General features: G+C 70.8%; 14 protein-coding genes. 4 read left to right on the plus strand and 10 right to left on the minus strand.

Translation table 11 applies throughout. From position 1 onward, the window contains the following. The first annotated feature begins 2 nt into the window (after positions 1-2). Positions 3-1,928, plus strand: coding sequence for a hypothetical protein (locus tag ACIQJT_RS14975; RefSeq protein ID WP_365451143.1), 1,926 nt, complete (start codon positions 3-5; stop codon positions 1,926-1,928). An 87-nt stretch (positions 1,929-2,015) separates the two neighbouring features. Beyond that, positions 2,016-2,705 carry a TetR/AcrR family transcriptional regulator gene (locus tag ACIQJT_RS14980; RefSeq protein WP_402643422.1) on the plus strand — a complete coding sequence of 230 codons (690 nt, stop codon included), beginning with the start codon at positions 2,016-2,018 and terminating at the stop codon, positions 2,703-2,705. Here ACIQJT_RS14980 and ACIQJT_RS14985 read toward each other — a convergent pair. The 9 genes from ACIQJT_RS14985 to ACIQJT_RS15025 form a co-directional block, all read right to left on the minus strand. Then, positions 2,702-3,055 carry an isomerase gene (locus ACIQJT_RS14985; RefSeq protein ID WP_365451139.1) on the minus strand — a complete coding sequence of 118 codons (354 nt, stop codon included), beginning with the start codon at positions 3,053-3,055 and terminating at the stop codon, positions 2,702-2,704. The two genes, ACIQJT_RS14980 and ACIQJT_RS14985, sit on opposite strands and share 4 nt — an antisense overlap. A 28-nt stretch (positions 3,056-3,083) precedes the next feature. Further along, positions 3,084-4,703: a fused response regulator/phosphatase gene (locus tag ACIQJT_RS14990; protein ID WP_365451137.1), complete on the minus strand. Its 1,620-nt coding sequence runs from the start codon at positions 4,701-4,703 to the stop codon at positions 3,084-3,086. Positions 4,704-4,776: 73 nt separating this feature from the next. Then, the gene (gene pulA, locus ACIQJT_RS14995) at positions 4,777-10,176 is read right to left on the minus strand and encodes a pullulanase-type alpha-1,6-glucosidase (protein WP_402643426.1); all 5,400 of its coding nucleotides are present in this window, start codon (positions 10,174-10,176) and stop codon (positions 4,777-4,779) included. 120 nt (positions 10,177-10,296) lie between these two features. Further along, positions 10,297-11,688 (minus strand): alpha-amylase family protein, encoded by a 1,392-nt coding sequence (locus ACIQJT_RS15000; RefSeq protein ID WP_402643429.1) that lies wholly within the window; start codon positions 11,686-11,688, stop codon positions 10,297-10,299. Between the two features lie 109 nt (positions 11,689-11,797). Beyond that, complete coding sequence (locus ACIQJT_RS15005) at positions 11,798-12,364, minus strand: dihydrofolate reductase family protein (protein WP_402643431.1); 567 nt, start codon at positions 12,362-12,364, stop codon at positions 11,798-11,800. Between the two features lie 128 nt (positions 12,365-12,492). Next, positions 12,493-14,154 carry a glycoside hydrolase family 13 protein gene (locus tag ACIQJT_RS15010; RefSeq protein WP_402643715.1) on the minus strand — a complete coding sequence of 554 codons (1,662 nt, stop codon included), beginning with the start codon at positions 14,152-14,154 and terminating at the stop codon, positions 12,493-12,495. Between the two features lie 129 nt (positions 14,155-14,283). Beyond that, entirely contained in the window at positions 14,284-15,192 is a 909-nt protein-coding gene (locus ACIQJT_RS15015) for an ABC transporter permease subunit (RefSeq protein ID WP_365451129.1), read from the minus strand. Between the two features lie 13 nt (positions 15,193-15,205). Beyond that, positions 15,206-16,210 carry a carbohydrate ABC transporter permease gene (locus tag ACIQJT_RS15020; RefSeq protein WP_402643435.1) on the minus strand — a complete coding sequence of 335 codons (1,005 nt, stop codon included), beginning with the start codon at positions 16,208-16,210 and terminating at the stop codon, positions 15,206-15,208. Positions 16,211-16,342: 132 nt separating this feature from the next. Then, on the minus strand, positions 16,343-17,611 hold the full coding sequence (locus ACIQJT_RS15025; RefSeq protein WP_053849691.1) for an extracellular solute-binding protein: 1,269 nt from the start codon (positions 17,609-17,611) through the stop codon (positions 16,343-16,345). A 363-nt stretch (positions 17,612-17,974) separates the two neighbouring features. Between ACIQJT_RS15025 and ACIQJT_RS15030 the strand changes: the two genes are divergently transcribed. Both ACIQJT_RS15030 and ACIQJT_RS15035 read left to right on the plus strand, forming a co-directional pair. Beyond that, positions 17,975-19,009, plus strand: a complete 1,035-nt coding sequence (locus tag ACIQJT_RS15030) for a LacI family DNA-binding transcriptional regulator (RefSeq protein ID WP_053849710.1) — start codon at positions 17,975-17,977, stop codon at positions 19,007-19,009. A 132-nt stretch (positions 19,010-19,141) separates the two neighbouring features. Continuing rightward, positions 19,142-20,020 (plus strand): phosphatase PAP2 family protein, encoded by an 879-nt coding sequence (locus ACIQJT_RS15035; RefSeq protein WP_402643439.1) that lies wholly within the window; start codon positions 19,142-19,144, stop codon positions 20,018-20,020. A gap of 30 nt (positions 20,021-20,050) precedes the next feature. Here ACIQJT_RS15035 and ACIQJT_RS15040 read toward each other — a convergent pair whose 3' ends face one another. After that, a complete protein-coding gene (locus ACIQJT_RS15040; protein WP_402643442.1) occupies positions 20,051-23,038 on the minus strand; it encodes a bifunctional [glutamine synthetase] adenylyltransferase/[glutamine synthetase]-adenylyl-L-tyrosine phosphorylase in 2,988 nt (995 codons plus the stop codon). Positions 23,039-23,117: the final 79 nt, after the last annotated feature.

Below are 23,117 nucleotides of genomic sequence, written 5' to 3' on the forward strand. Positions count from 1 at the left end.
ACGTGCAGTCACAGGATGTCGCCCCGCGCCCCGCACCCGGTTCCGGCTCCACCGGCGAGCCCGTCGTCGACGTCGAGCAGGCCGAGGCCGCGCTCGTCGAGCACTACCCCCGGCTGGTCCGGCTCGCCTATCTGGTACTGCCGCCGGGCCTGGGCCGGGGCCGGCGGGTCCTGACCGCGCACGCCCTGACCCAGCGCGCCCTGCCGCGGGGCCGGGCGGCGACGCCCGTGATCCCGGCGCAGTCGGCCGGCCGCGAGGGCGACCCGGGGTACGCCTTCGTCCGCCTCCAGGTGGTGCGTACGGCACTGGAGGCCGGTCGCCCGCTCAGGCGCAGGGCGTGGCCCAAGCGCTCCCAGCTCCCGCCGCTGCTCCCCCAGGTGTGGGGTCTGAGGCTCTTCCCGCGCTCCGGCGGCGCCGACGAACTCGCCCTGGACCAGCGCCTGTCGGCCATGTCGGGACCGGCGCGGGCCGCCTATGTCCTGCGCGGTCTTGAGCAACTGCCCGACGGTGACGTCCGCGAGCTGCTGACGGCGGCGGGCGTGGCCGACGTGGACGCGGCGCTCGACGAGGCCGCCGGCGCCGAGGACCGGTACGCCCTCCTGAACTCCCCCGAGTTCGACCCCTGTTCGCTCCAGGCCCGGCCCACCGACCTGATGCGGCGCAGGCAGCACACGAAGGCCGCGCTCGCCGCCGCCGCAGCCGTCGCCGTGTGCGGGGCGCTGCTCGGCATGCCCGGCGACGGCTGGGGCCCCGACGGCGCCGCCGCACCCCCCTACGCGCAGAACCCCGCCGCCCAGGCCGCGCTGAACCCGGCCCTGCTGCTCAAGGTCCCGGCCGCCGCGTGGGAGTCCTCGGCGCGCACCGACTTCTCCGTGTGGCCCGCACGCGGCGACCTCACCGGCGACCGTGCCCTGCTGCGCCGCGCCCTCGCCGTCTGGGCCCGTCCCGGCGAGAGCGTCCAGGTCTCCGCGACCCCCGGCACCCCGTCGGGCGGCCCCTCCGGCCCGCCGCAACTCCTGTACGCCGGGACCGTGGACAACGCGCACGTGGTGCTCCTCTACGACGGTCTGCGCATCGTCCGCTACGCCGAGCCGCGCGACGGCACCCAGGGCGCCGCGCTCGACTTCGCCCGGGTCGACGGCGCGGACCGGGCCGGGGCGAGCGCGGTCGTGCTGGGCCGGGCCGACGGCAACATCCGCTATCTGACCGCGCCTTGGGTGACGAAGGCCGCCGAGCGGGACCTGCTGAAGCCGGGCTCCGGTGCCATGGACCTCCCGCTGACCGGCGGGGCCACCGCGCCGATGGCGGGCCCCGCGCAGAGCGGCGCCTGCACCTCGTGGAACGTGCTGCAACTGACGGACGCCTCCGGCACCCGGCTGCTGACCGACCTCGGTGAGCTGGTCCCGGCCCGGCTGACCACCGGCCGCCCCGGGTCCGTGAAGGACGCGTCCGGGGCGGGGTCGCTGCGCGCCTGGGCGCCGTACGCCTGCTCGCTCGGCGCGATGCGCTCCTCGGGCGTGCGCAGTGTGAACGCCTGGACCTACGCCTCCCAGCCGCTGCCCGACACGAGCGGCACGGCCGACTGGGTGTGCACCCGCGCCGAGACCTGGCAGGGCGGCGGGGAGCGGGTGCTGGCCCAGTTCCACACGCCTGGTTCGACGTACGGGGCGGTCGCGGCGAAGGCCGAGAACGTCCCGGCGTGCGGGGCGAAGGATCCGCAGGTGCTGGCCGGGGTGCTGTGGAAGTCGGGGGCCGGCTCCTGGTACCTGCTGGCGGCGGGGAACCGCGGGACCTCGTCGATCAGTGCGACGGGTGGGGTGAGCGGTTCCGCCCGGGGGCACCTGCTGGCCGTGCGCACGCGGCAGGGGGCCCAGGCCGAGCTGAAGGGGACCCTGGAGGACGGGCGGACGGTCGGCGGGCTCCGGTAGGGCTCGCGGACAGCTGGTGAGGGAGATGTGAACACCGCTGGTCGGACCAGTCCGTTCCAGGCCGGATCCGATCGGTAAGGTGTTCGTATGACAACCGGGGTCCGTCGAAGAATGGGAGTCGAGGAACGGCGTCAGCAGTTGATCGGCGTCGCCCTCGAACTGTTCGCCCGCCGCTCGCCCGACGAGGTCTCCATCGACGAGATAGCGTCGGCGGCGGGTATCTCCCGACCGCTGGTCTACCACTACTTCCCCGGCAAACTCAGCCTGTACGAGGCCGCGTTGAAGCGAGCGGCCCAGGATCTGGCGAGCCGCTTCGAGGAACCGCACGAGGGGGCGCTGGGCCGCCGACTGCTGCGCGTGATGCGGCGGTTCTTCGACTTCGTGGACGAACACGGCCCAGGATTCTCGGCGTTGATGCGCGGCGGCCCCGCGGTCGGCTCGTCGGCGACGAACGCGCTCATCGACTCCGTACGGCAGGTCGCCTACGAGCAGATCCTGTCGCACCTGCGGGTGACGGACCCGCCCGCCCGGCTGGAACTGCTCATCCGCTCCTGGATCTCGCTCGTCGAGTCGACGGCCCTGATCTGGCTGGACGGCCGCCGTGTCCCGCGCGGCGAGCTGGAGGTGCAGCTCGTCCACGACTTCGCCGCGCTGGCCGCGGTCGCCGCGGCCTACGACGAGGAGATGACCGCGCTGCTGCGCCGCATCCTCCAGGACGAACCGCACGACGGCCCGTTCACCGACCTGGCGGCCCGGCTGATCACCCTGGCCTCCTAGAGCACGGCCTTGGTGTAGGAGGGGTCCAGGTCGCGCGCCTCGGCGGAGAGGTGCACGGTGAGGCCGTCCGCGGGCCCGACGTGCTTGCGCAGCAGTTCCACGACGGCCTGGGTGAGCTTCGCCTTGGTCTCCTCGGAGCGTCCGGCGAGCAGCGCGACCGTGACGTTCACGATCGCGTGGTTCTCCTTCTCGCCGCCGACCGCCTCGTCCTCGCCGCGCAGCACCCGGGTCTTGCACGCCTCGAGCTTCGCGTCCGCCGTCTCGACGACGACCTGGTGCAGCGCCAGGGCGAACTCCTCCCAGTCGACGTGGTCGAGGTAGGGGGAGCGTTCGACGGTGATCTGCGGCATGGGCACTCCTGTTCTAGGCAGATACAGGTCAGCCTAGCCGCAGCGCCAGCATGGCGATGTCGTCCTCCCGGTCGTGGCCGAAGGTGTCCAGGAGGGTGTCGCACAGCGCGTCCAGTCCGGGCAGGGCGCCCGAGGAGGCCGCGCGCAGCTGTTCCAGGGAGGCCGTGAGGTCGGTGCCCCGGGTCTCGATGAGCCCGTCGGTGACCATGAGGAGCCGGTCGGTGGGTGCGAGGAGCAGCTCGGTGGCCGGGGGGTGGGGCAGGCCGATCCCGAGCAGCGGGCCGGACGCCTCCGCGAAGTCGGCGGTGCCGTCGTCCCGCACGATCAGCGGCGGGATGTGACCGGCGTTGGCGATCCTGGTGCGCCCGGTGGCCGGGTCGATCAGGGCCAGGCAGACGGTGGCCGTGGTGTCGGGGTGGTAGCGCCGCAGGGTCCGGTCGAGGCGCTCGGCGAGCACGGCCGGGTCGCTCTCGTCGACGGCGTAGGCGCGCAGCGCGTGCCGGAGCTCGACCATGACGGTCGCCGCGTCCAGGGAGTGCCCGACGACATCGCCGACCGCGGTCAGCACGCCCTCGTCCACGCGCAGCGCGGCGTAGAAGTCGCCGCCGATCTCGGTCTGCCGGGAGGCCGGGACGTACCGGACCACGACGTCGATGCCCGGCAGGTCGGGCAGCCGGTGCGGCTGGGGCAGGAAGCTGTGCTGGAGGGTGAGGGCGACGTGCCGCTCGACCTTGTACATGAGCAGCGGCTCGGCGGCCAGCGCAGTGGCCTGCGCGAGCTGGGCCAGCAGGGCCTCGCCCTCCAGGCCCGCCCTGCGCATCCCGCGGGCGGGCGCCGCGAGGCACACCGGGGCGTGACCGTCCTGGGTGACGACGAACGCGAGACGGGCGTCGTGCTCGACGCCGGGCCGGAAGAACCCGGCGGGCCACAGCGGCGCCGGCACGGTGGTGAGCTGCACTCCGGCCTGCCCGCGGGCGAGCCGGCGCAGCAGGCCCGCGACGGCCCGGTCGGCGTCCTCGTCCGGCAGCGCGACCGGGATGCGGTCGCGGGACAGGCCGCGGTAGAGCTGGTCGTCCTGGTCGAGGACGAAGACCGCGGCGGGGGTTCCGGTGAGCCGTGAGACGCCCTCGGCGGCCGCCTCGGACAGTTCCTGGAGGGTGCGGGCCGACTGGATGGTGACGATCGTCTCGGAGAGCAGGGTGAGCCGTCGCACCAGCGCCCGGTCACCGGCCCGCAGTTGCGCGTTGCGTACGGCGGCCCGGACCACCGCCTCGATCTCCAGGGGCTCGGCGGGCACCTTCAGATAGGCCTCGACGCCCGCGTCCAGGCCCTGGCAGAAGTCGGCCGGGGGCGAGGCCGCGGCGGAGAAGTGCACGACGGGCATGGCGGCGGTGTGCGGGCGCTGCTTGAACAGCCGGCACAGGTCGAAGCCGCTCATGTCGGGCAGTCCCACGTCGACGAGCGCCACGTCCGGCAGGGTGCCCTTGAGCAGCCGGGTGTCGAGTTCGGCGAGGGCCTCGCCGCCGGTGGCGACCGGGACGACCCGGTGCCCGGCACGGCTCAGCACGGTGCCCACGGCGTACCGGCTGGCCTCCACGTCGTCCACGACCAGCACGGTCGCGCCGGTCAGCTTGCCTTTTGCGTCCATCCGTCACCCCTCGGGCAACACTGGTGGAGCAGACCGGGGTTCGGGGCCTGCTCCACCACCGTAATGCGTTCAGCTAGGGATGGCGGATGAAAACAGCCACGGTCCTGGCCGGGACGGCGAAGGAACCGGATTCCTTGTCGTAGGACGCGCCCTTGACGATAGAGTCCGCCCCCGCCGCCTGCACGGGGTGCAGCCGGTAGGTGCTTCCGGCCAGGGCGGTGACCCGCTGGTCCTGGGCCTTCGGTGTCGCGTTGAAGACGACGACCAGGTCACCGAGTTCCATGGTGATCACCCCCGGCGTCTCGTCCTTCCCGGACAGCGGGAAGGACAGCCGGGACTGCACCTGGTCCGCCGTGCCGAGCGAGAACGCCTTCTCGGTCGTACGGATCCTCAGCAGGTCCCGGTACGCGGCCGACGCCCCCTCGATCTGCGCACAGCCCACCTGCACCGAGCCCAGCAGGGGCTTCGCGTACGGCCACTTGGAGGCGTTGTCGGCCGCCATGGGCAGGCCGCGGCCGAAGCCGTTGCCGTCCTGGCAGTTCCAGTGGATCGCGTTGAACCAGTCGCCGCTGTCGTAGGAGTTGCGGTCCAGGGACTTGGAGCGCAGCAGGTCGGTGCCGGCCTGGGAGAGCGCCGGTCCCTGCGAGAGGGCGGCCGTGGCCATGGCGAGGACCTGCATCCTGGCCCGGTCGGCGGCACTGGTGCCGGCGGGCAGCTTGTAGGTCAGCGCGTCGAACAGCGATTCGTTGTCGTGCGCGTCGGCGTAGGCGAGGGCGTCGCCGGGGGCGTCCGCGTATCCGGCGGGCTGTCCGTTGTAGTCGACCTGGGCGCCGGTGACCTCCTTGCCGTCGGTGTCGGTGAAGCGGTACCGCGCGAGGTTGCCGGACAGGCCCACCTTGATGAGGTCCTGGTAGTGCAGGAGCCGGGCCTTCTGCTCCTGCGGAGTGCCGTTGCTCTTCGAGGAGTTGGGGTCGGTGTACAGCCCGGACGCGAAGCCCTGGACACCGGGGTCGTCGTCGAAGGGGCCGCCACCGCGTACGGCGTCACGGGCGCGGTCGGAGAAGGTCGCGATGCCGGTGCCGGCCATGTTCTTCTGCGTGGCCTGCACGAAGCGGGCGTCGTCGGCGACCTCGCCGAAGTTCCAGCCCTCGCCGTAGAGGATGATCTTCTTGCCGTCGACGCCGTCCTTCTTGAGGGTCAGGGCGTCGAGGGCCTTGCGCACGGCCAGGATGTTGGCCTTGGGGTGGTGGCCCATGAGGTCGAAGCGGAAGCCGTCGACCTTGTACTCCCTGGCCCAGGTGACGATCGAGTCGACGACGAGCTTGCCCATCATGGCGTTCTCGGTGGCCGTGTTGGCGCAGCAGGTGCTGTTGGCGACCGAGCCGTCGGCGAGGAGCCGCTGGTAGTAGCCGGGGACGATCCGGTCGAGGACGCTCGTGGCGGCCTGTCCGCTCGCCGCGGTGTGGTTGTAGACGACGTCCATGACGACCCTCAGGCCGTCCTCGTTGAGGGACTTGACCATCTTGCGGAACTCGACCGTGCGGCCCGTGCCGTTCGGGTCGGTCGCGTAGGAGCCCTCGGGGACCGTGTAGTGGTACGGGTCGTAGCCCCAGTTGTAGGCGTCCTTCGCGGCCGTCTTCGCCACGCACTCCTGCTGCTTGTCGGAGTCGGCCGGGTAGGAGGCGAGATCGCAGTCGGTGCTCGTCTGGTCGGCCTTCTTCTCGGGGATGGTCGCGATGTCGAACGCCGGCAGCAGGTGCACGTACGAGGTGCCCGACTTCGCCAGCTTCTTCAGGTGCTCGGAGCCGTCGCTGTCCTTGTCGGTGAACGCGAGATACGTACCGGGGTGGTCCGCCGTCCTGTCGGCGACGGAGAAGTCCCGGATGTGCAGCTCCTGGATCTCGGCGTCCCTGAGGGGCACGGCCTTGGGCTTGGTGTAGGACGTCCAGCCGCTCGGGGCGAGGGACCGGTCGTCGAGGTCGGCGACGAGGCTGCGCTCGGAGTCGGTGGTGAGGGCGACCGAGTAGGGGTCGGTGACCTTGTTGGTGACGACCTTGCCCGCGCTGGGCGCCCAGACCTTCACGACGTACCGATAGGGCTTGCCCTTCCAGGACTTGGGGCCGGTGACGGACCAGACGCCGGTGCCGGCGTCGCGTCGCATGGCGACCGTGGAGCCGTCGAGTTCGAGCCGCACGGACTGCGCGGTCGGCGCCCACACCGCGAGCGTGGGACGCCCCTTGCTGAAGGTCGGGCCCAGGTCGGCCTTGGTCGCCTTCGGGTACAGGTCGTCGAGCACGCCCGCGATCTGGACACCGGTCGCCGCCAGCACGGCGCCGTTCGCGGCCCGCTGGGAGGCGACGAGCTGTCCGCCGAGGGCCTCCTTCACGCGATCGGCGTCACGCGGGTCGACCGACCAGGCCGTGTAGTCCTTCAGGTGCGGGAACCTGGCCTTCTGCGCGTCGCTGAGGGTGGTTCTGGCGAGCCGCAGCCACCGCTCGTCGTCGCTGGTCAGGGCTCCGCCGTCGACGGCGATCGAGCCGTCGCGGGAGTACAGGAGCTGGGTGGAGGCGGCCGCCTGCGAGCCGTTCCAGGCGACCGTGTTCCGGTCGATCCAGACCGCCTTGGAGGTGGTCGGGTCGAGGGCGGCGGCGGACCCGGCCGGCTGCGGGAGCAGGTACTCCTCCTGGCCGTTCAGCAGCCACACCTCGTGGCCGTCGGCCGCCAGGTCCAGGGACTGGTCGGTGGGCAGGTCCTTCTCGTCGCCCTTGTGGATGATGTAACTGAGGCTCGTGGCCCCCTCGTTCAGGGGTACCTCGAAGACCGCGCCGTAGGCGTCCGTCCGCACCGGCGCCAGCGGCTTCGACCAGTCGGTGGGGTTCGCGGCGCCCGTCCAGACGTGCAGGCCCCAGCCGTCGTAGTTCCCGTCGGTGCGGTGGTAGTGGACGACCGCCTTGGTCCTGTCCTGCGCCGGGTAGTCCGGCCGCTCGGTGCGGACGTCCGCCTTGCCCTGCTCGATCCAGACCTCGCCGGTCTTGGTGACGTCGATCGTGCGGTCGGCGGAGACGTCCTTGTTCCCGTCCTTGTCGATGACGAGGAAGCCGACGTTCGAGGCGCCGGGCTTCAGCTTGACGTAGGCGAAGGCGCCGTAGGCGTCCCGGCCGACGAAGGGGTGGCTGGCGGGCCAGGTGGTGGACTCGCCGTCGGCGAGGTCGCCCCACGCGTACAGGCCCCAGTTGTCGTAGTCGCCGTCGGTGCGCTGGTAGTGGACGACGGCGTAGTCGCGGGAGGAGGCGGTGGGGGTCTCCTCGGCGGGCGGGGTGCCGGCCTGCGACGAGGCGGTCGCGCCGGCCGTGCGTCCAGCCGTGTCGACCACGACTGCCTTGTAGCGCAGGGCGGTTCCGGCCTTCACGTCTTTCCCGATGGTCTGCGTGACCTTGTAGGGGGCGTGGTCGGCGGAGCCGAGGGTGCGCCACGTGCCGTTGCCGGTCTGCGCCGCGAAGACGACCCGGTTGAGCTGTCCGCCGTCCACGTCGGCGGTGAGCTCGACCGTGCCGGTGGCGCCGGGGGCGGGGGCCTTGAGGGTGAGCGTCGGCTTCGTGGCGGGCTCGGCGAGCCTGCCGGCCGCCTTGAGCACGATCGCGGAGCCGGCGGGGACGCTGACGGTGATCTTCTTGTCGGCGCCGGAGGCGGTGTCGGAGGCGCCGCCGTAGACGCCCTTGAAGGCCATGTCCGCCGAACCGGTCGCGAAGGTCGCCGACTTGGTCTCGCCGGCGTTGTTGAAGGCGACCACGTACTCCTGGCCGGTCTTGGCGTCGGTGCGGGAGAAGGCGTAGACCCCGGCCCCGTCGGCCGCGTACCGCTCCTCCTGGACGCCGTCGGTGAGCGCCGGGTTGGCCTTGCGGAGCTTGGCGAGTGCGGCGATCTGCCGGTACAGCGGCGCGCTCGTGTCGTAGGCGTCGCTCGCGTGGGTGCGGTCGGTGCCGATCTCGTCGTCGTCGAGGTAGTCGGCGGTCTTCGAGGCGAACATCGTCTGGCGGGCGTCCTTGTCGCCGCCCGCGCCGGTGAAGCCCTGCTCGTCGCCGTAGTAGACGACGGGGTTGCCGCGGCTGAGGAACATCAGCTCGTTCGCGAGCTCGTCCTTGGCGAGGAGTTCGGCGTCGGTCGCCTGCGGGTTGTCCTGGTTCAGGAAGTACCCGATGCGGCCCATGTCGTGGTTGCCGAGGAAGGTGACCTGCTCGTAGGCGTTGGCCTTGTCGGTCGTGTACTTGTAGTCGTCGCCGAAGACGGAGGCGAGCTTCCGCGCGCTGCCGCCCTGGGAGGCGTACTGCCGTGCCGCCTCCTGGAAGGGGAAGTCGAGCGTGGCGTCGAGGCGGCCCTGGGTGACGTACGGGGAGGTGACCGCCGTGTCGGCGGAGTAGACCTCGCCGAACATGAAGAAGTTCTTCCGGCCCTGCTCGGCCGCGTAGGCGTCGAGGGCCGTGGCCCACTGCGTCCAGAACTCCATGTTGACGTGCTTCACGGTGTCGATCCGGAAGCCGTCGATGTCGAAGTCGCGGACCCAGCGCTGGTAGATCCGCTCCATGCCCTTCACGACCTCGGGGCGCTCGGTCCACAGGTCGTCGAGTCCGGAGAAGTCGCCGTAGGTGGTGGACTCACCGGCGTAGGTGGAGTCGCCGCGGTTGTGGTACATCGTCGGGTCGTTGAGCCAGGACGGGACCTTGGCGTCCGTGCCGGTGACCGTCGGGGTGCGCGGGAAGGAGTCGGCGTCGACCGCCGGGAACTTCCGGTCCCCGGACGCGTAGTCCGCGTCGTCGAAGGGCCGGCCGTCCTTCGTCAGGTACGGGAAGGCGCCCTTGGAGAGGTAGTCGTAGGACTTCTCCTCGTAGTCGACGACGTCGGCCGTGTGGTTGGTGATGACGTCGAAGAAGACCTTCATGCCCTTGGCGTGCGCCTTGGAGATCAGGGTCTCCAGGTCCTTGTCGGTGCCGAAGTGCGGGTCGACCTGGGTGAAGTCGGTGATCCAGTAACCGTGGTACCCGGCCGAGGCGTTGGACCCCGTGCCCTGGACGGGCCGGTTCTTGAAGATCGGGGCCATCCAGATGGACGTGGTGCCGAGGCCCTTGATGTAGTCGAGCTTCTTCGTGAGGCCCTTGAGGTCGCCGCCCTGGTAGAACCCCTTGTCGGTGGGGTCGTAGCCGGTGCTCAGCCGCGAACCGGTGAGCCCGCCCCGGTCGTTGCCCGTGTCGCCGTTGGCGAAACGGTCCGGCAGGACGAAGTAGAACTGCTCACGGGTGTCGTCGTGCCGGGCCGGTGCCGCGGCGAGCTTCGCGTCGGAGGGCGGTGGCGGAGGGGTGTCCGCCCGGGCGGACAGCGGCTGGACGAGCGCTGCGGCCAGCGCGGTCACGGTGACCGCGGCGACCCGTCCGGCCTGGGCGGTACGGCGCCTGGGCGGCACCGGCCATCTCGGTATCACGGATGGACTCCTTGCGATTGCGGCTCTACGTGGGTCCGACCCCGCGTGACCGTATCGCCGCCGTAAGGATTACAGCAAGAGTCCTGAAACAGCTGGCAAGAACTTTCAGTGCCGGGGTGTTCAGCAGCTCGACTTGCCGGCGTAGATGGCGAGCGCCGTGTTGGCGCCGAGGGTGGCGGTGAACTGGCCGCTGGAGTTCACGGTCACCGTCGTGTTGTTCTGCACGTTGCAGTACGTCCCGGCGGGCAGCGAGGTCTGGTAGGTCCGGCTCAGACTGCCCGACTCGTGGTTGATGGCCACGAATCCCTTGCTTCCCCGTCCGAAGGCGATCGCGTCACCGCCGTTGTCCCACCAGTTGGTGACCGGCTCACCGCGGGTCGCGTTACGGAAGGCGACCATGCGCAGGATCTCCGGCCAGGCGTGCTGGCACTTCCAGCCGTCCTGCCAACAGGCGTTCACCGAGCCATTGTTGGGCGGCCCGGCGTCCTTGTCGGACCACTCGTAGCCGGAGTTGACGTCCGGGGCGCCGTAGGGATGGGCGAGCATGAAGACGTTGGCCAGGGTGTAGCCGGCGCCGTCCTTGTAGTTGAGGGTGGAGCCGTTGCGCTCGGTGTCGTGGTTGTCGACGAAGACCCCCGCGACCGAGCTGCTCATGTAGCCCCAGCCCTCGCCGTAGTTCTTGAGGTAGGCGAGGTTCTCGTTGTTGAAGACCCGCTTGAGGTCGTAGGCGTAACGGAACTCCTGGACGTCCCCGTTGCCGGTGTACTCGGTGGGCTGGACGGCCTCCCCGCTGCCGTAGATGACCTCCTGCTTCCAGTACACCGACGGGTTGCTGAGACGGGACTTGATGTTGGCGAGGTCGGCGGTGTCGATGTGCTTGGCCGCGTCGATGCGGAAGCCGTCGACGCCGAGGCCGAGCAGGTCGTTCAGGTACCCGGCGATCGCGCCACGGACGTACGGCTCACCGGTGTCGAGGTCGGCCAGGCCGACCAGCTCGCAGTGCTGGACGTTCCAGCGGTCGGCGTAGTTGCTCACCTGACCGGTGCAGTCGTCGAAGTCGTACGAGGAGTAGAGCCCGGGGTAGTTGTACTTCGTGTACGACGAGCCGCCGGTCCCCGTGCCGCTGCCCGCGGACATGTGGTTGACGACGGCGTCGACGACGACCTTCACACCGGCCGCGTGGCAGGTGTTCACCATGTTCTGGAAGGCCGTACGGTTTCCGAGCCGGCCTGCGATCTTGTAGCTGACCGGCTGGTACGAGGTCCACCACTGCGAGCCCTGGATGTGCTCGGCGGGCGGGGAGACCTGGACGTAGCCGTATCCGGCGGGGCCGAGGGTGTTGGTGCACTCCTTGGCGACGGAGGCGAAGTTCCATTCGAAGAGGACTGCGGTGACGTCCTTGGCGCCCGGCGGGGAGGCCTGGGCGGTGGTGGGGGTGAGGACGGCGACCGTGGCGGCGAGCACGGTGCCCGCGGCGGTGACGGCGGCTCTTGCGGACCTTCTCGGTATCACGTGGGGGTTCTCCTTACACGACGGCCGGGCTTCTTTGCCCGGCGCCGGCGAGAACGTACCGCTGTTGAAATGTTTACAGCAAGAGTCGAGAAAGTAACGGCAAGAACTTTCACACTTGGCTGGCAGGCCTGCCGGGGAGGTCGCCGCGGCTGCCCCCGCAGGAGTAGACGATCTCCACCGACCCGCCGGGCAGGGCCCGTTGGCTCTCGAAGGTCAGTCCGGCCTCGGGGCTGAGCGCCGGGGTGAGCTGCATGCCGCCGCCGAACAGCATGGGCAGGACGACCAGTTCGAGGCGGTCCAGCGCGCCGAGCGCGTGGAAGGTGGCGATGGTCCGCGGACCGCCGATGAGATGGACGTCGCCGCCCCGGTTGGCGGCGCGGACGCGCTCCAGCAGCCGGGCCGGGTCGCTGTCGGTGGTGACGTGGCCGGGGGTGCCCTCCGGGCGGTGCGAGGCGAGAACGAACACGTCGAGGCCGGGCCAGGGCCAGCGGCTGTTGGTCAGCGCGGGCTCGAAGGTCGTACGGCCCATGAGGGCTGCCTCGCAGTCCGCCAGGAACTCGCGGATGCCGTGGCTCTGACCGGAGACGAACGCGGGGTCGGCGGTCTGCGCGGGCCAGCCGCTCGGCGTGGTCACGTAGCCGTCGGCACTCATGCTCATGCGGGCGCGGATCTGCATGGTCTCTCCTCGGACGAGGGGCGCTGTTCGCCCTTCCACCCGAGCGTCGAACGCGGACCCCGCCGATCGACACGCCGGAGAAAGAAATCACCGGACCCCTTCAGGGCCCGGTGATTCCTCCCGCGCGCTCAGGCCGTCGTCCACCACACGGTCGTGTCGGCGGGCACCTTCGCGTCCCCGTCGACCTCGGCGACCTCACCGCTGGCGAGCAGCAGCCGGCCGTACGCCGGGGTCGTCACCGACTCGCCGGTGGTGTTCGCGACGCAGACGAACTCGCCGCGCCGGAAGGCCAGCACGCCCTCGGGCGCCCGCAGCCACTCGACCGCGTCGCCGGCGCCCAGGTCGGGCTGGGCCCGGCGGACCGCGAGGGCCGTGCGGTACAGCTCCAGGGTGGAGCCGGGGTCACCGGTCTGCGCCTCCACGCTCAGCTCGGCCCACTCCGGCGGCTGGGGCAGCCAGCTGCCGCCCGCGCCGAAGCCGTACGACGATCCCTCGCGCGTCCACGGGATCGGCACCCGGCAGCCGTCGCGGAAGCCGTCCTGGCCCGCGCCGCGGAAGTACGCCGGGTCCTGGCGGACCTCGTCGGCGAGGTCGACGACGTCCGGCAGGCCGAGCTCCTCGCCCTGGTAGATGTACGCCGATCCGGGCAGCGCCAGCATGAGCAGCGTGGCGGCGCGGGCGCGGCGCAGCCCCAGCTCCCGGTCGCCGGCCGTGCGGATCTGGGTGCCGAGGCCGGGCGGGTTGGCGAAGCGGGTGGCGTGCCGGGTGACGTCGTGGTTGGAGAGCACCCAGGTGGCCGGGGCGCCGACCGGGCGCATCGCCTCCAGCGTGCGGTCGATGACCCCGCGCAGCTCCTTGGCGTCCCACGCGGTGGCGAGGTACTGGAAGTTGAACGCCTGGTGCAGCTCGTCGGGGCGGACGTAGTTGGCGGTGCGCTCCACGGTCGGGGTCCATGCCTCGGCCACGAAGATGCGCTCACCGGAGTACTCGTCGAGGATGAGACGCCACTGGCGGTAGATCTCGTGGACGCCGTCCTGGTCGAAGAACGGCATGACATCGTTGCCCAGGAGCTTCACCTGGTCGTGGGATCCAAGGTCGGGAAGCCCTTCCGCCTTCACCAGACCGTGGGCCACGTCGATGCGGAAGCCGTCCACGCCCATGTCCAGCCAGAAGCGCAGGATGGAGCGGAACTCGTCGCCGACGGCCGGGTGGTCCCAGTTGAAGTCGGGCTGCTCGGGGGCGAAGAGGTGCAGGTACCACTCGCCGTCCGCGACACGGGTCCAGGCGGGGCCGCCGAAGATGGACTCCCAGTCGTTGGGCGGGAGTTCGCCGTGCTCGCCCTTGCCGGGACGGAAGTGGTAGCGCTCCCGCAGCGGCGATCCGGGCCCTTCGGCCACGGCCCGCTTGAACCACTCGTGCTGGTCGGAGGAGTGGTTGGGCACGAGGTCGACGATGGTCCTGAGCCCCAGCTCGCGGGCGTCCCTGATCAGCGCGTCGGCGTCCAGGAGGTTGCCGAACATGGGGTCCACGGCCCGGTAGTCGGCCACGTCGTAGCCGGCGTCGGCCTGCGGGGAGGCGTAGAAGGGGCTGAGCCACACGGCGTCCACGCCGAGGTCGCGCAGGTACGGCAGGCGGGTGCGGATGCCCTCCAGGTCGCCCATGCCGTCGCCGTTGCTGTCGGCGAAGCTGCGCGGATAGACCTGGTAGATCACCGCGTCCCGCCACCAGTCGCTGCGCTTGGCTTCGGCGGGGTGAGGGGCCGGGGCGAGGGCGGAGTGCTGCTGGCTCATGGCTTCCTTGGTACGTAACGGGTTCATCAGGTCAAAGGTAGGGAATGGGCGAGGCGGCCGCGGTCACGGCGGGGTCGGATGGAGACCACGGCCACCTCGGGTCTTGGCGAGGCGCGAAGGACGGCGGTCCTACCCCTTCGTGCCGCCGGCGGTGAGCCCGGTCACCAGGTTCTTCTGCACCAGGTAGAAGAACGCGGACACGGGTATCGCGATCAGCACCGCCGTCGCGGCCATCAGGTTGCGCTGGGCGTCGTGCTCGCTCACGAAGCTCTGGAGTCCCACAGCGAAGGTGTACTTCGTGTCGGACAGCATGAACGTCGAGGCGAACGCGACCTCGCCGAAGGCGGTGAGGAAGCTGTAGAACGCGGCGACCGCGAGCCCCGGCTTGGCGAGCGGCAGGATCAGCCGCGCGAACGTGCCGAAGGGGGTGAGCCCGTCGACGCGTCCGGCCTCGTCGATCTCGAACGGGATGGTGTCGAAGTAGCCCTTGAGCAGCCAGGCGCAGTACGGCACCGCGGTCGAGCAGTACACCAGGACGAGCCCGAGGTAGCTGTCGATGAGCTGGAGGTCCGAGAGCATCTGGTACATCGGCACCATGAGGACGGCGACCGGGAACATCTGGGTGACCAGGAGGACCCACATGAACTTGCGGTAGCCCGGGAAGCGCATGCGGGAGACGGCGTACCCGGTGGTCGCGGCGATCAGCACGCCGATCACCGTGGTGCCCAGCGAGACGATCAGCGAGCTCTTGAGCCAGCTGAAGAACTCGGTGTGCTGGAGGACGAACGAGTAGTTGTCGAACGTCATCTTCTTCCAGATGCCGCCCGGGTGGAGGTAGTCGTCCTTGTCCGGGCCGAGGGACAGGAAGACCAGCCAGGCGATCGGGAACAGCGCGATCAGGCTCGCGACGATCAGGATGCCGTGCGAGACGAACGAACCGGCGAGGCTCTTCTCCCCGCGGCGGCGGATCCGGCCGGGTGCCGGTGCCGGGCCGGCCGGGGACACCGCGGCGGAGGTCTCGACTGTGGTCGTACTCATGGGAGCTCCTGCCTCAGATCGCGAGCTGCTGGTCATTGCGGTTCAGCCAGCGGCGGTAGAAGGAGGTGAAGACGATCAGGATGGCCAGCAGCAGGATGCCGTACGCCGCCGACTGCGCGAAGTCACGCGGCTGCTGTCCGAAGCCCAGGTAGTAGGCCCAGGTCACGAGGATCTGCGCGTCCGGCGCGGTGTTGCCGAACAGCAGGAAGATCACGGCGAACTGGTTGAACGTCCAGATGATGCCGAGCAGGACGACGGTGGAGCTGACGCTCCTGAGCCCGGGGAGGGTGACGTACCGGAAGCGCTGCCAGGCGGTCGCACCGTCCATCTCGGCGGCCTCGTACAGCGAGGCGTCGATGGACTGGAGTCCGCCGAGCAGCGAGACCATCATGAACGGCACTCCGCACCAGGTGTTGACCATGACCGCGGCGAACCGCTGCCAGGCGGTGTCCTCCAGCCAGGAGGGGCTCGGCAGGTGGAGTGCGTCAAGGGCGGAGTTGATGACGCCGCCGTCGGCGAGCATGAACCGCCAGCCGAAGACGGTGACGAAGGTCGGCACGGCCCAGGGCAGCACCAGGATCAGCCGGTACAGCGTGCGGCCGCGCAGCTTCTGGTTGAGCAGCAGCGCGAGGCCGAGCCCGATGCAGTAGTGCAGGGTGACGCACAGGGCCGTCCAGACGATGGTCCAGATGAAGTGCGACCAGAAGCGGTCGTAGGCGGTGTCGCCCCACAGGATGTCGGCGTAGTTGTCCAGGCCGATGAACTTGTAGGTGGCGTCGATGTGGTTGACGCCGATCGTGCGGGCCGTGTTGAGGCTGTTGGCGTCGGTGAGCGTGAGGTAGACGCCGTAGACCAGGGGGTAGAGCACGAGGACACCGATGACGACCGCCACCGGGGTGATCATCGCGTAGGCGTACCAGTGCTTGTGGTAGCTGTGCTTCAGGCGTTGGCCCAGCCCGGGCCGCGGCGCGCGGTCACCGCGGCGTCTGCCGGTGGCGCGGTCGATGGCGACTGTCATGTTCGACACCTTCTGGAAGTTCTGCGGCTCTGAGAAGTGGCTGGGCGAAGCGGCCCGCCGGCGTGGCCGGGCACAGGCCGGTGGCCGCCGGACCTCTCCCCCATGACCGGGAGATCCGGCGGCCACCCGGGCTCACTTGCTGAAGTCCGGCACCAGCTTGGCGATGGCGGTCTCCGCGGTGCTCAGGCCCTTGTCCAGGGACTCCTTGCCACCGGCGATCTTCGGCAGTTCGGTGTCCAGCGGGCCCCACAGGGAGCTGTACTCGGGCAGGGCCGGGCGCGGCTGGGCGGCGGCGAGGACCGTGCCGTAGCCGGCGATGCCCGGGTCGGCCTTGACCTGGTCGGTGTAGGCGTCGTCGCGGGTGGGCAGCGTGGAGTTCTTCAGCGCGATGGTCGACTGGGACTTCGCGGAGGTCATGAAGTTGACGAACTTCAGCGCGGCCTTCTGGTGGGCGGAGTCCGAGCCGGCGTAGACCGAGAGGTTGTGGCCGCCGGTCGGGGCGCCCGCCTTGCCGGTGGAGCCGGCCGGGACGGTGGCGATGCCGAGGTTGTTCTTGTCGGCGAACGCGGAGCCCTTGTAGAAGTTGGTGATCTCCCAGGGGCCCTGGATGATCGCGGCGACCTTGCCGTTGACGAACGCGTCCTGGATGTGGGCGTAGGCGTCGGCGGTGGTGTCGGCCTTGTGCAGGCCCTTGCCGGAGAAGAGGCTCAGCCAGGTGCCGTAGCCCTTCTTGGCGGCGTCCGAGTTCACCGTGATCTTCTTCGCGGCGACGTCGACGGTGTCGGTGCCCTCGCCGTAGAGGAAGGTCTGGGCGTAGTAGGCCTGGGTGGAGCCCCAGTAGCCGTCGACGCCGGTCTTGTCCTTGATGGTGGCGGCGGCCTTCTTCAGGTCGTCCCAGGTCTTGGGGGCCTCGACGCCGGCCTTCTCGAAGAGCTGCTTGTTGTAGACGAGGGCGAGGGTGTCGGTGACCAGCGGGACACCGTAGACCTTGCCGTCGTACTTGGCCTGCTCGATCAGGTTGGACTTGAACTTGGCCTGGTCGGCGAGGGCCTCGGTGCCGTCGAGGGGCAGGAAGTAGCCCTTCTTGGCGAAGGCCGGGGTCCAGCCGACCTCGGAGCGCAGCACGTCGGGGGCGCCGCTCGCGCCGGCGGCGGTGTCGAACTTGTTCTGCGCCTGGTCGAACTGGACGTTGACGTACTTGACCTTGATGTCCTTGTTGGCGGCCTCGAAGTCCTTGATCAGGGCCTTGTACGTCGGCGCCTCATTGGTGGCGTTGGAGGTGTCCCACCAGGTGATGGTGACCGGACCGTCGGCCTTGTCGCCGCTGTCGCTTCCGCCGCAGGCCGTCGCCGCGAGGGCGAAAGACGCCACCAGCGCGGTGGCCGCTATGCCACGCCGCATGAGTTCTCCTTGAGGGTGAAAAAGCCCGTTGGTGCAGGGTGTCGGCCCCGTCTGCCGTCCCTGCCTGCCGACTGCGCCGTTGCGGCCGCCGGGCGAGTGGGAACGTAACAGCGATGCAAGGCTTGCGAAAGACCTTGCAGAAAAAAAGTGCAAGAGACTGCGGAAGTTACCCCGTCGTGATCCCTCGTCGACCGTCACGAGACCCTTGTTTTACGGGGCTGAGCGGGATGACCACCGGTTGTGCAAGACTCTGCAAGCTCTTGCCATCCCGCTCCCGTACGGGAATCATCCCCTTGCGGGACAAGGGGCGCCGACCAGAACAGAGGGACCGCGATGACGATACGGCCGGTACAGTCCGGTGGCGTGACCACACGGCTAGCCGACATCGCTGTTCAGGCGGGGGTGAGCGAAGCGACCGTCAGCCGCGTCCTCAACGGGAAGCCGGGTGTCGCCGCCACCACCCGCCAGTCCGTGCTGGCCGCACTCGACGTGCTGGGCTACGAGCGCCCGGTACGGCTGCGGCAGCGCAGCGAGGGCCTGGTGGGCCTGATCACCCCGGAGCTGGAGAACCCGATATTCCCGGCCCTGGCCCAGGTGATCGGCCAGGCGCTGACCCGGCAGGGATACACCCCGGTCCTCGCCACCCAGACCCCGGGCGGCTCCACGGAGGACGAGCTCACCGAGATGCTCGTCGACCGGGGCGTGGCCGGCATCATCTTCGTCTCCGGACTGCACGCGGACACCTCCGCCGACATGCAGCGCTACGAGCAGCTGCGGGCGCAGGGCGTGCCGTTCGTGCTCGTGGACGGCTTCTCGCCGAAGGTGCAGGCGCCGTTCATCTCCCCCGACGACCGGGCCGCGATGGCGCTGGCGGTGACCCATCTGGTGTCGCTGGGGCACACCCGGATCGGCCTGGCGCTCGGACCGAAGCGCTTCGTGCCGGTGCAGCGCAAGATCGAGGGCTTCGTACGCACCATGCAGGACCAGCTGGGGCTGGCCGCGGCGACCGTCGAGGCGGACCTCGTCCAGCACTCCCTGTACACCCTGGAGGGCGGTCAGGCGGCCGCGACGGCCCTGATCGACCGGGACTGCACGGCGGTCGTGTGCGCGAGCGACATGATGGCGCTGGGCGCGATACGGGCGGCCCGGCAGCGGGGCCTTGAGGTGCCGCGGGACGTGTCGGTCGTGGGGTTCGACGACTCCCCGCTGATCGCCTTCACCGACCCGCCGCTGACGACGGTCCGCAAGCCGGTGCCGGCCATGGGACAGGCCGCGGTGCGGACCCTGCTGGAGGAGATCGGCGGAACGCCCGCCCCGCACAGCGAGTTCGTCTTCATGCCGGAGCTGGTGGTGCGGGGTTCGACCGCTTCGGCCCCCGGCGACCGGGCTCGTCCGTAGGGCGGAGGAACCGGCGCCCTTACCCCTGCGCCGGTAGGAGAACAGGACGGTCCGCCCGTCGTAGGACATGCGGCCCGAACCCGACCGGGGGATGATCGGTGGGGTAAAGCGTTTCTGGCAGACTTTGTGTCTATGGGTGACTCGACCGTGACCAGTCTGGACGACCGCGGGAATGCGGCCGCTCCTGACTCCCTCACGGCCGCGGACCGGCCGGTCCTGCTCCGTCGGCTGCGCACCCCGCGCAGGCCGCGCCTGTGGTTCGAGATCCTGCTGATCGCGGTGAGTTACTGGACGTACTCGCTGATCCGCAACGCGGTACCGGAGCAGAAGGCGCAGGCGCTGCGCAACGCCGACTGGATCTGGCGGATGGAGCACCACCTCGGCATCGCGGTCGAGGAGTCCGTCAACCACACGGTCAACTCGGTGACTTGGCTCGTCGTCGGGATGAACTACTACTACGCGACACTGCACTTCGTCGTGACGCTGGGCGTCCTGGTCTGGCTCTACCGCAGCCATCCCGGCCGCTACGCGGCCACCCGCATGGTCCTGTTCGCGACGACGGGTGTGGCCCTGGTCGGTTACTACCTGTACCCGCTCGCGCCCCCGCGGCTGATGACCGGCGGCGACTTCGTCGACACGGTCATGGTCCACGAGACCTGGGGCTCGATGGCCTCCGGCGACCTCAAGCACATGTCCAACCAGTACGCCGCGATGCCGTCCATGCACATCGGCTGGTCCCTGTGGTGCGGTCTGACGATCTTCGCGCTGGCGTCGGTGCCGTGGGTCCGCGTCCTGGGCCTCCTCTACCCGGCGGCGACCCTGCTGGTCATCGTCGCCACGGCCAACCACTTCTGGCTCGACGCGGTCGGCGGCGTGCTGTGCCTGCTGTTCGGCTACACGGTGGCCCGCCTCTGGTACGGGACGCAGCCGTACGCCCTGCCGAAGGTGCCGTACGCACGGCCGCCGAGGGCGGTGCCGGACGAGCGCGAGCCGCTGCACACGCGGGCCTAGGGTTCCGGCCCGCGCCCCGGGAGGGCGTCGCTACCCTCCGTAGAACAACTCGTCCACCACGCCCCGGGCCCGCCGGGCCGTTCGCCGGTAGTCGTCCAGCATGTCGCCCGCGTGACCCGGCCCGTACCCCAGGTAGCGGCCCACCGCGGCGAGTTCCCGGGCCTCGGCCGGGAAGGTGTCCCCGGCCCGGCCGCGCACCAGCATCACCGCGTTGCGCACCCGGGTCGCCAGCACCCACGCCTCGTCGAGGACCTGGGCGTCGTCCGCGGAGATGAACCCGGCGTCCCGTGCGGCGGCGAGGGCCGCCCGGGTGCGGGTGGTGCGCAGGCCCGGCACCTTGGCCCCGTGCCGCATCTGGAGCAGCTGGACCGTCCACTCGACGTCGGACAGCCCGCCCGGCCCGAGTTTGGTGTGCAGTTTCGGGTCGGCGCCGCGCGGCATCCGCTCGGCCTCCATGCGTGCCTTCAGCCGCCGGATCTCCCGTACCGCGTCGTCGCCGAGGCCGGCCGCCGGATAGCGCAGGGGGTCGATGAGCTCGACGAAGCGGCGGCCCAGATCGGCGTCCCCGGCGACCGGTTCGGCCCGCAGCAGCGCCTGTGCCTCCCAGGTGAGGGACCAGCGGCGGTAGTAGGCCGCGTACGACGTCAGTGTGCGCACCAGCGGGCCGGACCTGCCCTCCGGGCGCAGGTCGGCGTCGATGAGCAGCGGGGGGTCGGCGCTCGGGATCTGGAGCAGCCGGCGCATCTCGGAGACGACCTTGTTGGCGGCCTGGGAGGCCTCCCGTTCGTCGACGCCCTCGCAGGGTTCGTGGACGAACAGGACGTCCGCGTCGGAGCCGTAGCCGAGTTCGTGTCCGCCGAAGCGGCCCATGCCGATGACGGCGAACCGGGTCGGCAGGGTGTCGCCCCAGGTCTCCCGGACCACCGCGCGCAGGGTGCCGGCGAGGGTCGCGGCGGTCAGGTCGGACACGGCCGCGCCGACACGGTCCACCAGGGCGCCCTGGTCCGGTTCGGCGGGCCGGGTCTCGGTGCCGTAGGAGCCGACGATGTCCGCGGCGGTCGTACGGAAGAGCTCGCGGCGGCGGACTCCACGGGCCGCGGTGACCGCCTGGACGGCGCCGTCGGCGCGGCGGACGGCGGCGAGTATCTCCTGTTCGAGCCCGGCGCGCCCGCGCGGTGCGAGCCCGCCGCCGTCGCCGTCCCCGAGCAGCGCCACGGCTTCCGGGGCGCGCATCAGCAGGTCGGGGGCGAGCCGGCCGGCGGACAGGACGCGGGCGAGGTTCTCGGCGGCGGCGCCCTCGTCCCTGAGCAGCCGCAGGTACCAGGGCGTCTTGCCCAACGCGTCCGACACCTTGCGGAAGTTGAGCAGTCCGGCGTCCGGGTCCGCGGACTCGGCGAACCAGCCCAGCAGGACCGGGAGGAGGGTGCGCTGGATGGCGGCCTTGCGGGTGACGCCGGAGGCCAGGGCCTCCAGGTGGCGCAGGGCGGAGGCCGGGTCGGCGTACCCGAGCGCGACCAGCCGCTCCCGGGCCGCTCCGGCGCTCAACCTGATCTCGCCGGGCCCGAGTTGGGCCACGGCGTCCAGCAGCGGCCGGTAGAACAGCTTCTCGTGCAGTCGTCGTACGACGGAGGCGTGCCGCTTCCACTCCCGCAGGAGCTCGGTCACCGGGTCGGTGCGCAGGCCCAGGGAGCGGCCGAGGCGGCGCAGGTCGGCCTCGTCCTCGGGGACGAGGTGGGTGCGGCGCAGCCGGTAGAGCTGGATGCGGTGCTCCATGGAGCGCAGGAAGCGGTAAGCCTCGTCGAGCTGGGCGGCGTCGGCCCGGCCGACGTAACCGCCGGCGGCAAGCGCCTGGAGGGCGTTGAGGGTGGTGCCGCTGCGCAGCGAGGCGTCCTCCCGGCCGTGCACCAACTGGAGGAGCTGTACGGCGAATTCGACGTCCCGGAGACCGCCGGGACCGAGCTTCAGTTGCCGGTCGAGCTCGGCGACGGGGATGTTCTCCACGACCCTGCGCCGCATCTTCTGCACGTCGGCGACGAAGTTCTCGCGTTCGGCGGCCTTCCAGACCAGGGGTTCGAGGGCCGCGACGTACTCCTCGCCGAGCTCCGGGTCGCCGGCGACCGGGCGGGCCTTGAGCAGGGCCTGGAACTCCCAGGTCTTGGCCCAGCGCTGGTAGTAGGCGAGGTGGGAGGAGAGGGTGCGCACGAGCGGTCCGTTCCGTCCCTCGGGGCGCAGGTTGGCGTCGACGGGCCAGATGGACCCCTCGACGGTCGTCTCCGAGCACACCCGCATCATGTGCGAGGCGAGCTTGGTGGCGGCGCGCAGGGCCTTGCCCTCGTCGGCCCCGTCGACGGCCTCCCCGACGAAGATGACGTCGACGTCGGACACGTAGTTCAGCTCGTGGCCACCACACTTACCCATCGCGATCACCGCGAGCCGGCACAGCGCCGCGTCCTCGGGGGCGGCCGCCCGCGCGACGGCCAGCGCGGCGCGCAGGGTCGCGGTGGCGAGGTCGGCGAGCTCGGCGGCGGTCTCGGCGAGGTCGATGGTGCCGCACACGTCCCGGGCGGCGATCGACAGCAGACAGCGCCGGTAGGCGACGCGCAGGGCGACGGGGTCGGTGGCCTCGGCGAGCCCGTGCTCGAACTCCTCGACGCCGGGGTGCAGGTCGCGGGGCTCGTAGGTGACGAGGGCGTGCCAGTCGCCGGGGTGCCGGGCGAGGTGCTCGGCGAGCGCGGCGGAGGCGCCGAGCACCCCGAGCAGCCGGTCGCGGAACGGCTTGGCCGCTATCAGGGTGTCGAGCAGTTCCCGGTCGGGCTGCGCCTCCAGCAGCCGTACGAGACCGAGCAGCGCGAGATCGGGGTCGGCGGTCGCGCCGAGCGCCTCCAGGAGCACCGGGTCGTTGCGCACGGCGCTGAGCTCGGCGCTCTCCAACAGCCGCTCGGCGGCGGACGGATCGGTGAAACCGTGCCGCAGCAGCCGCGTGAAGGTACTGCTCCTGCGCCCCGGCGCCGACGTCATCCCGGCCTCCCGTCCGATCAAGGTCGTGTCGATCGAGCCTAACCGGGAAGCCGCGGAGAAGCGCCTGGGCGCAGGTGGG

This window comes from Streptomyces sp. NPDC091972 (assembly GCF_044756385.1).
Lineage (GTDB): Bacteria > Actinomycetota > Actinomycetes > Streptomycetales > Streptomycetaceae > Streptomyces.

Coding starts and splice junctions, on each gene's coding strand:
- ACIQJT_RS15010 (WP_402643715.1), bottom strand. CDS start 14,154: ATGAGCCAGCAGCACTCCGCCCTCGCCCCGGCCCCTCACCCCGCCGAA.
- ACIQJT_RS14985 (WP_365451139.1), bottom strand. CDS start 3,055: ATGCCGCAGATCACCGTCGAACGCTCCCCCTACCTCGACCACGTCGAC.
- ACIQJT_RS15020 (WP_402643435.1), bottom strand. CDS start 16,210: ATGACAGTCGCCATCGACCGCGCCACCGGCAGACGCCGCGGTGACCGC.
- ACIQJT_RS15025 (WP_053849691.1), bottom strand. CDS start 17,611: ATGCGGCGTGGCATAGCGGCCACCGCGCTGGTGGCGTCTTTCGCCCTC.
- ACIQJT_RS15035 (WP_402643439.1), top strand. CDS start 19,142: ATGGGTGACTCGACCGTGACCAGTCTGGACGACCGCGGGAATGCGGCC.
- ACIQJT_RS15005 (WP_402643431.1), bottom strand. CDS start 12,364: ATGCAGATCCGCGCCCGCATGAGCATGAGTGCCGACGGCTACGTGACC.
- ACIQJT_RS15040 (WP_402643442.1), bottom strand. CDS start 23,038: ATGACGTCGGCGCCGGGGCGCAGGAGCAGTACCTTCACGCGGCTGCTG.
- ACIQJT_RS15015 (WP_365451129.1), bottom strand. CDS start 15,192: ATGAGTACGACCACAGTCGAGACCTCCGCCGCGGTGTCCCCGGCCGGC.
- ACIQJT_RS14990 (WP_365451137.1), bottom strand. CDS start 4,703: ATGGACGCAAAAGGCAAGCTGACCGGCGCGACCGTGCTGGTCGTGGAC.
- ACIQJT_RS14980 (WP_402643422.1), top strand. CDS start 2,016: ATGACAACCGGGGTCCGTCGAAGAATGGGAGTCGAGGAACGGCGTCAG.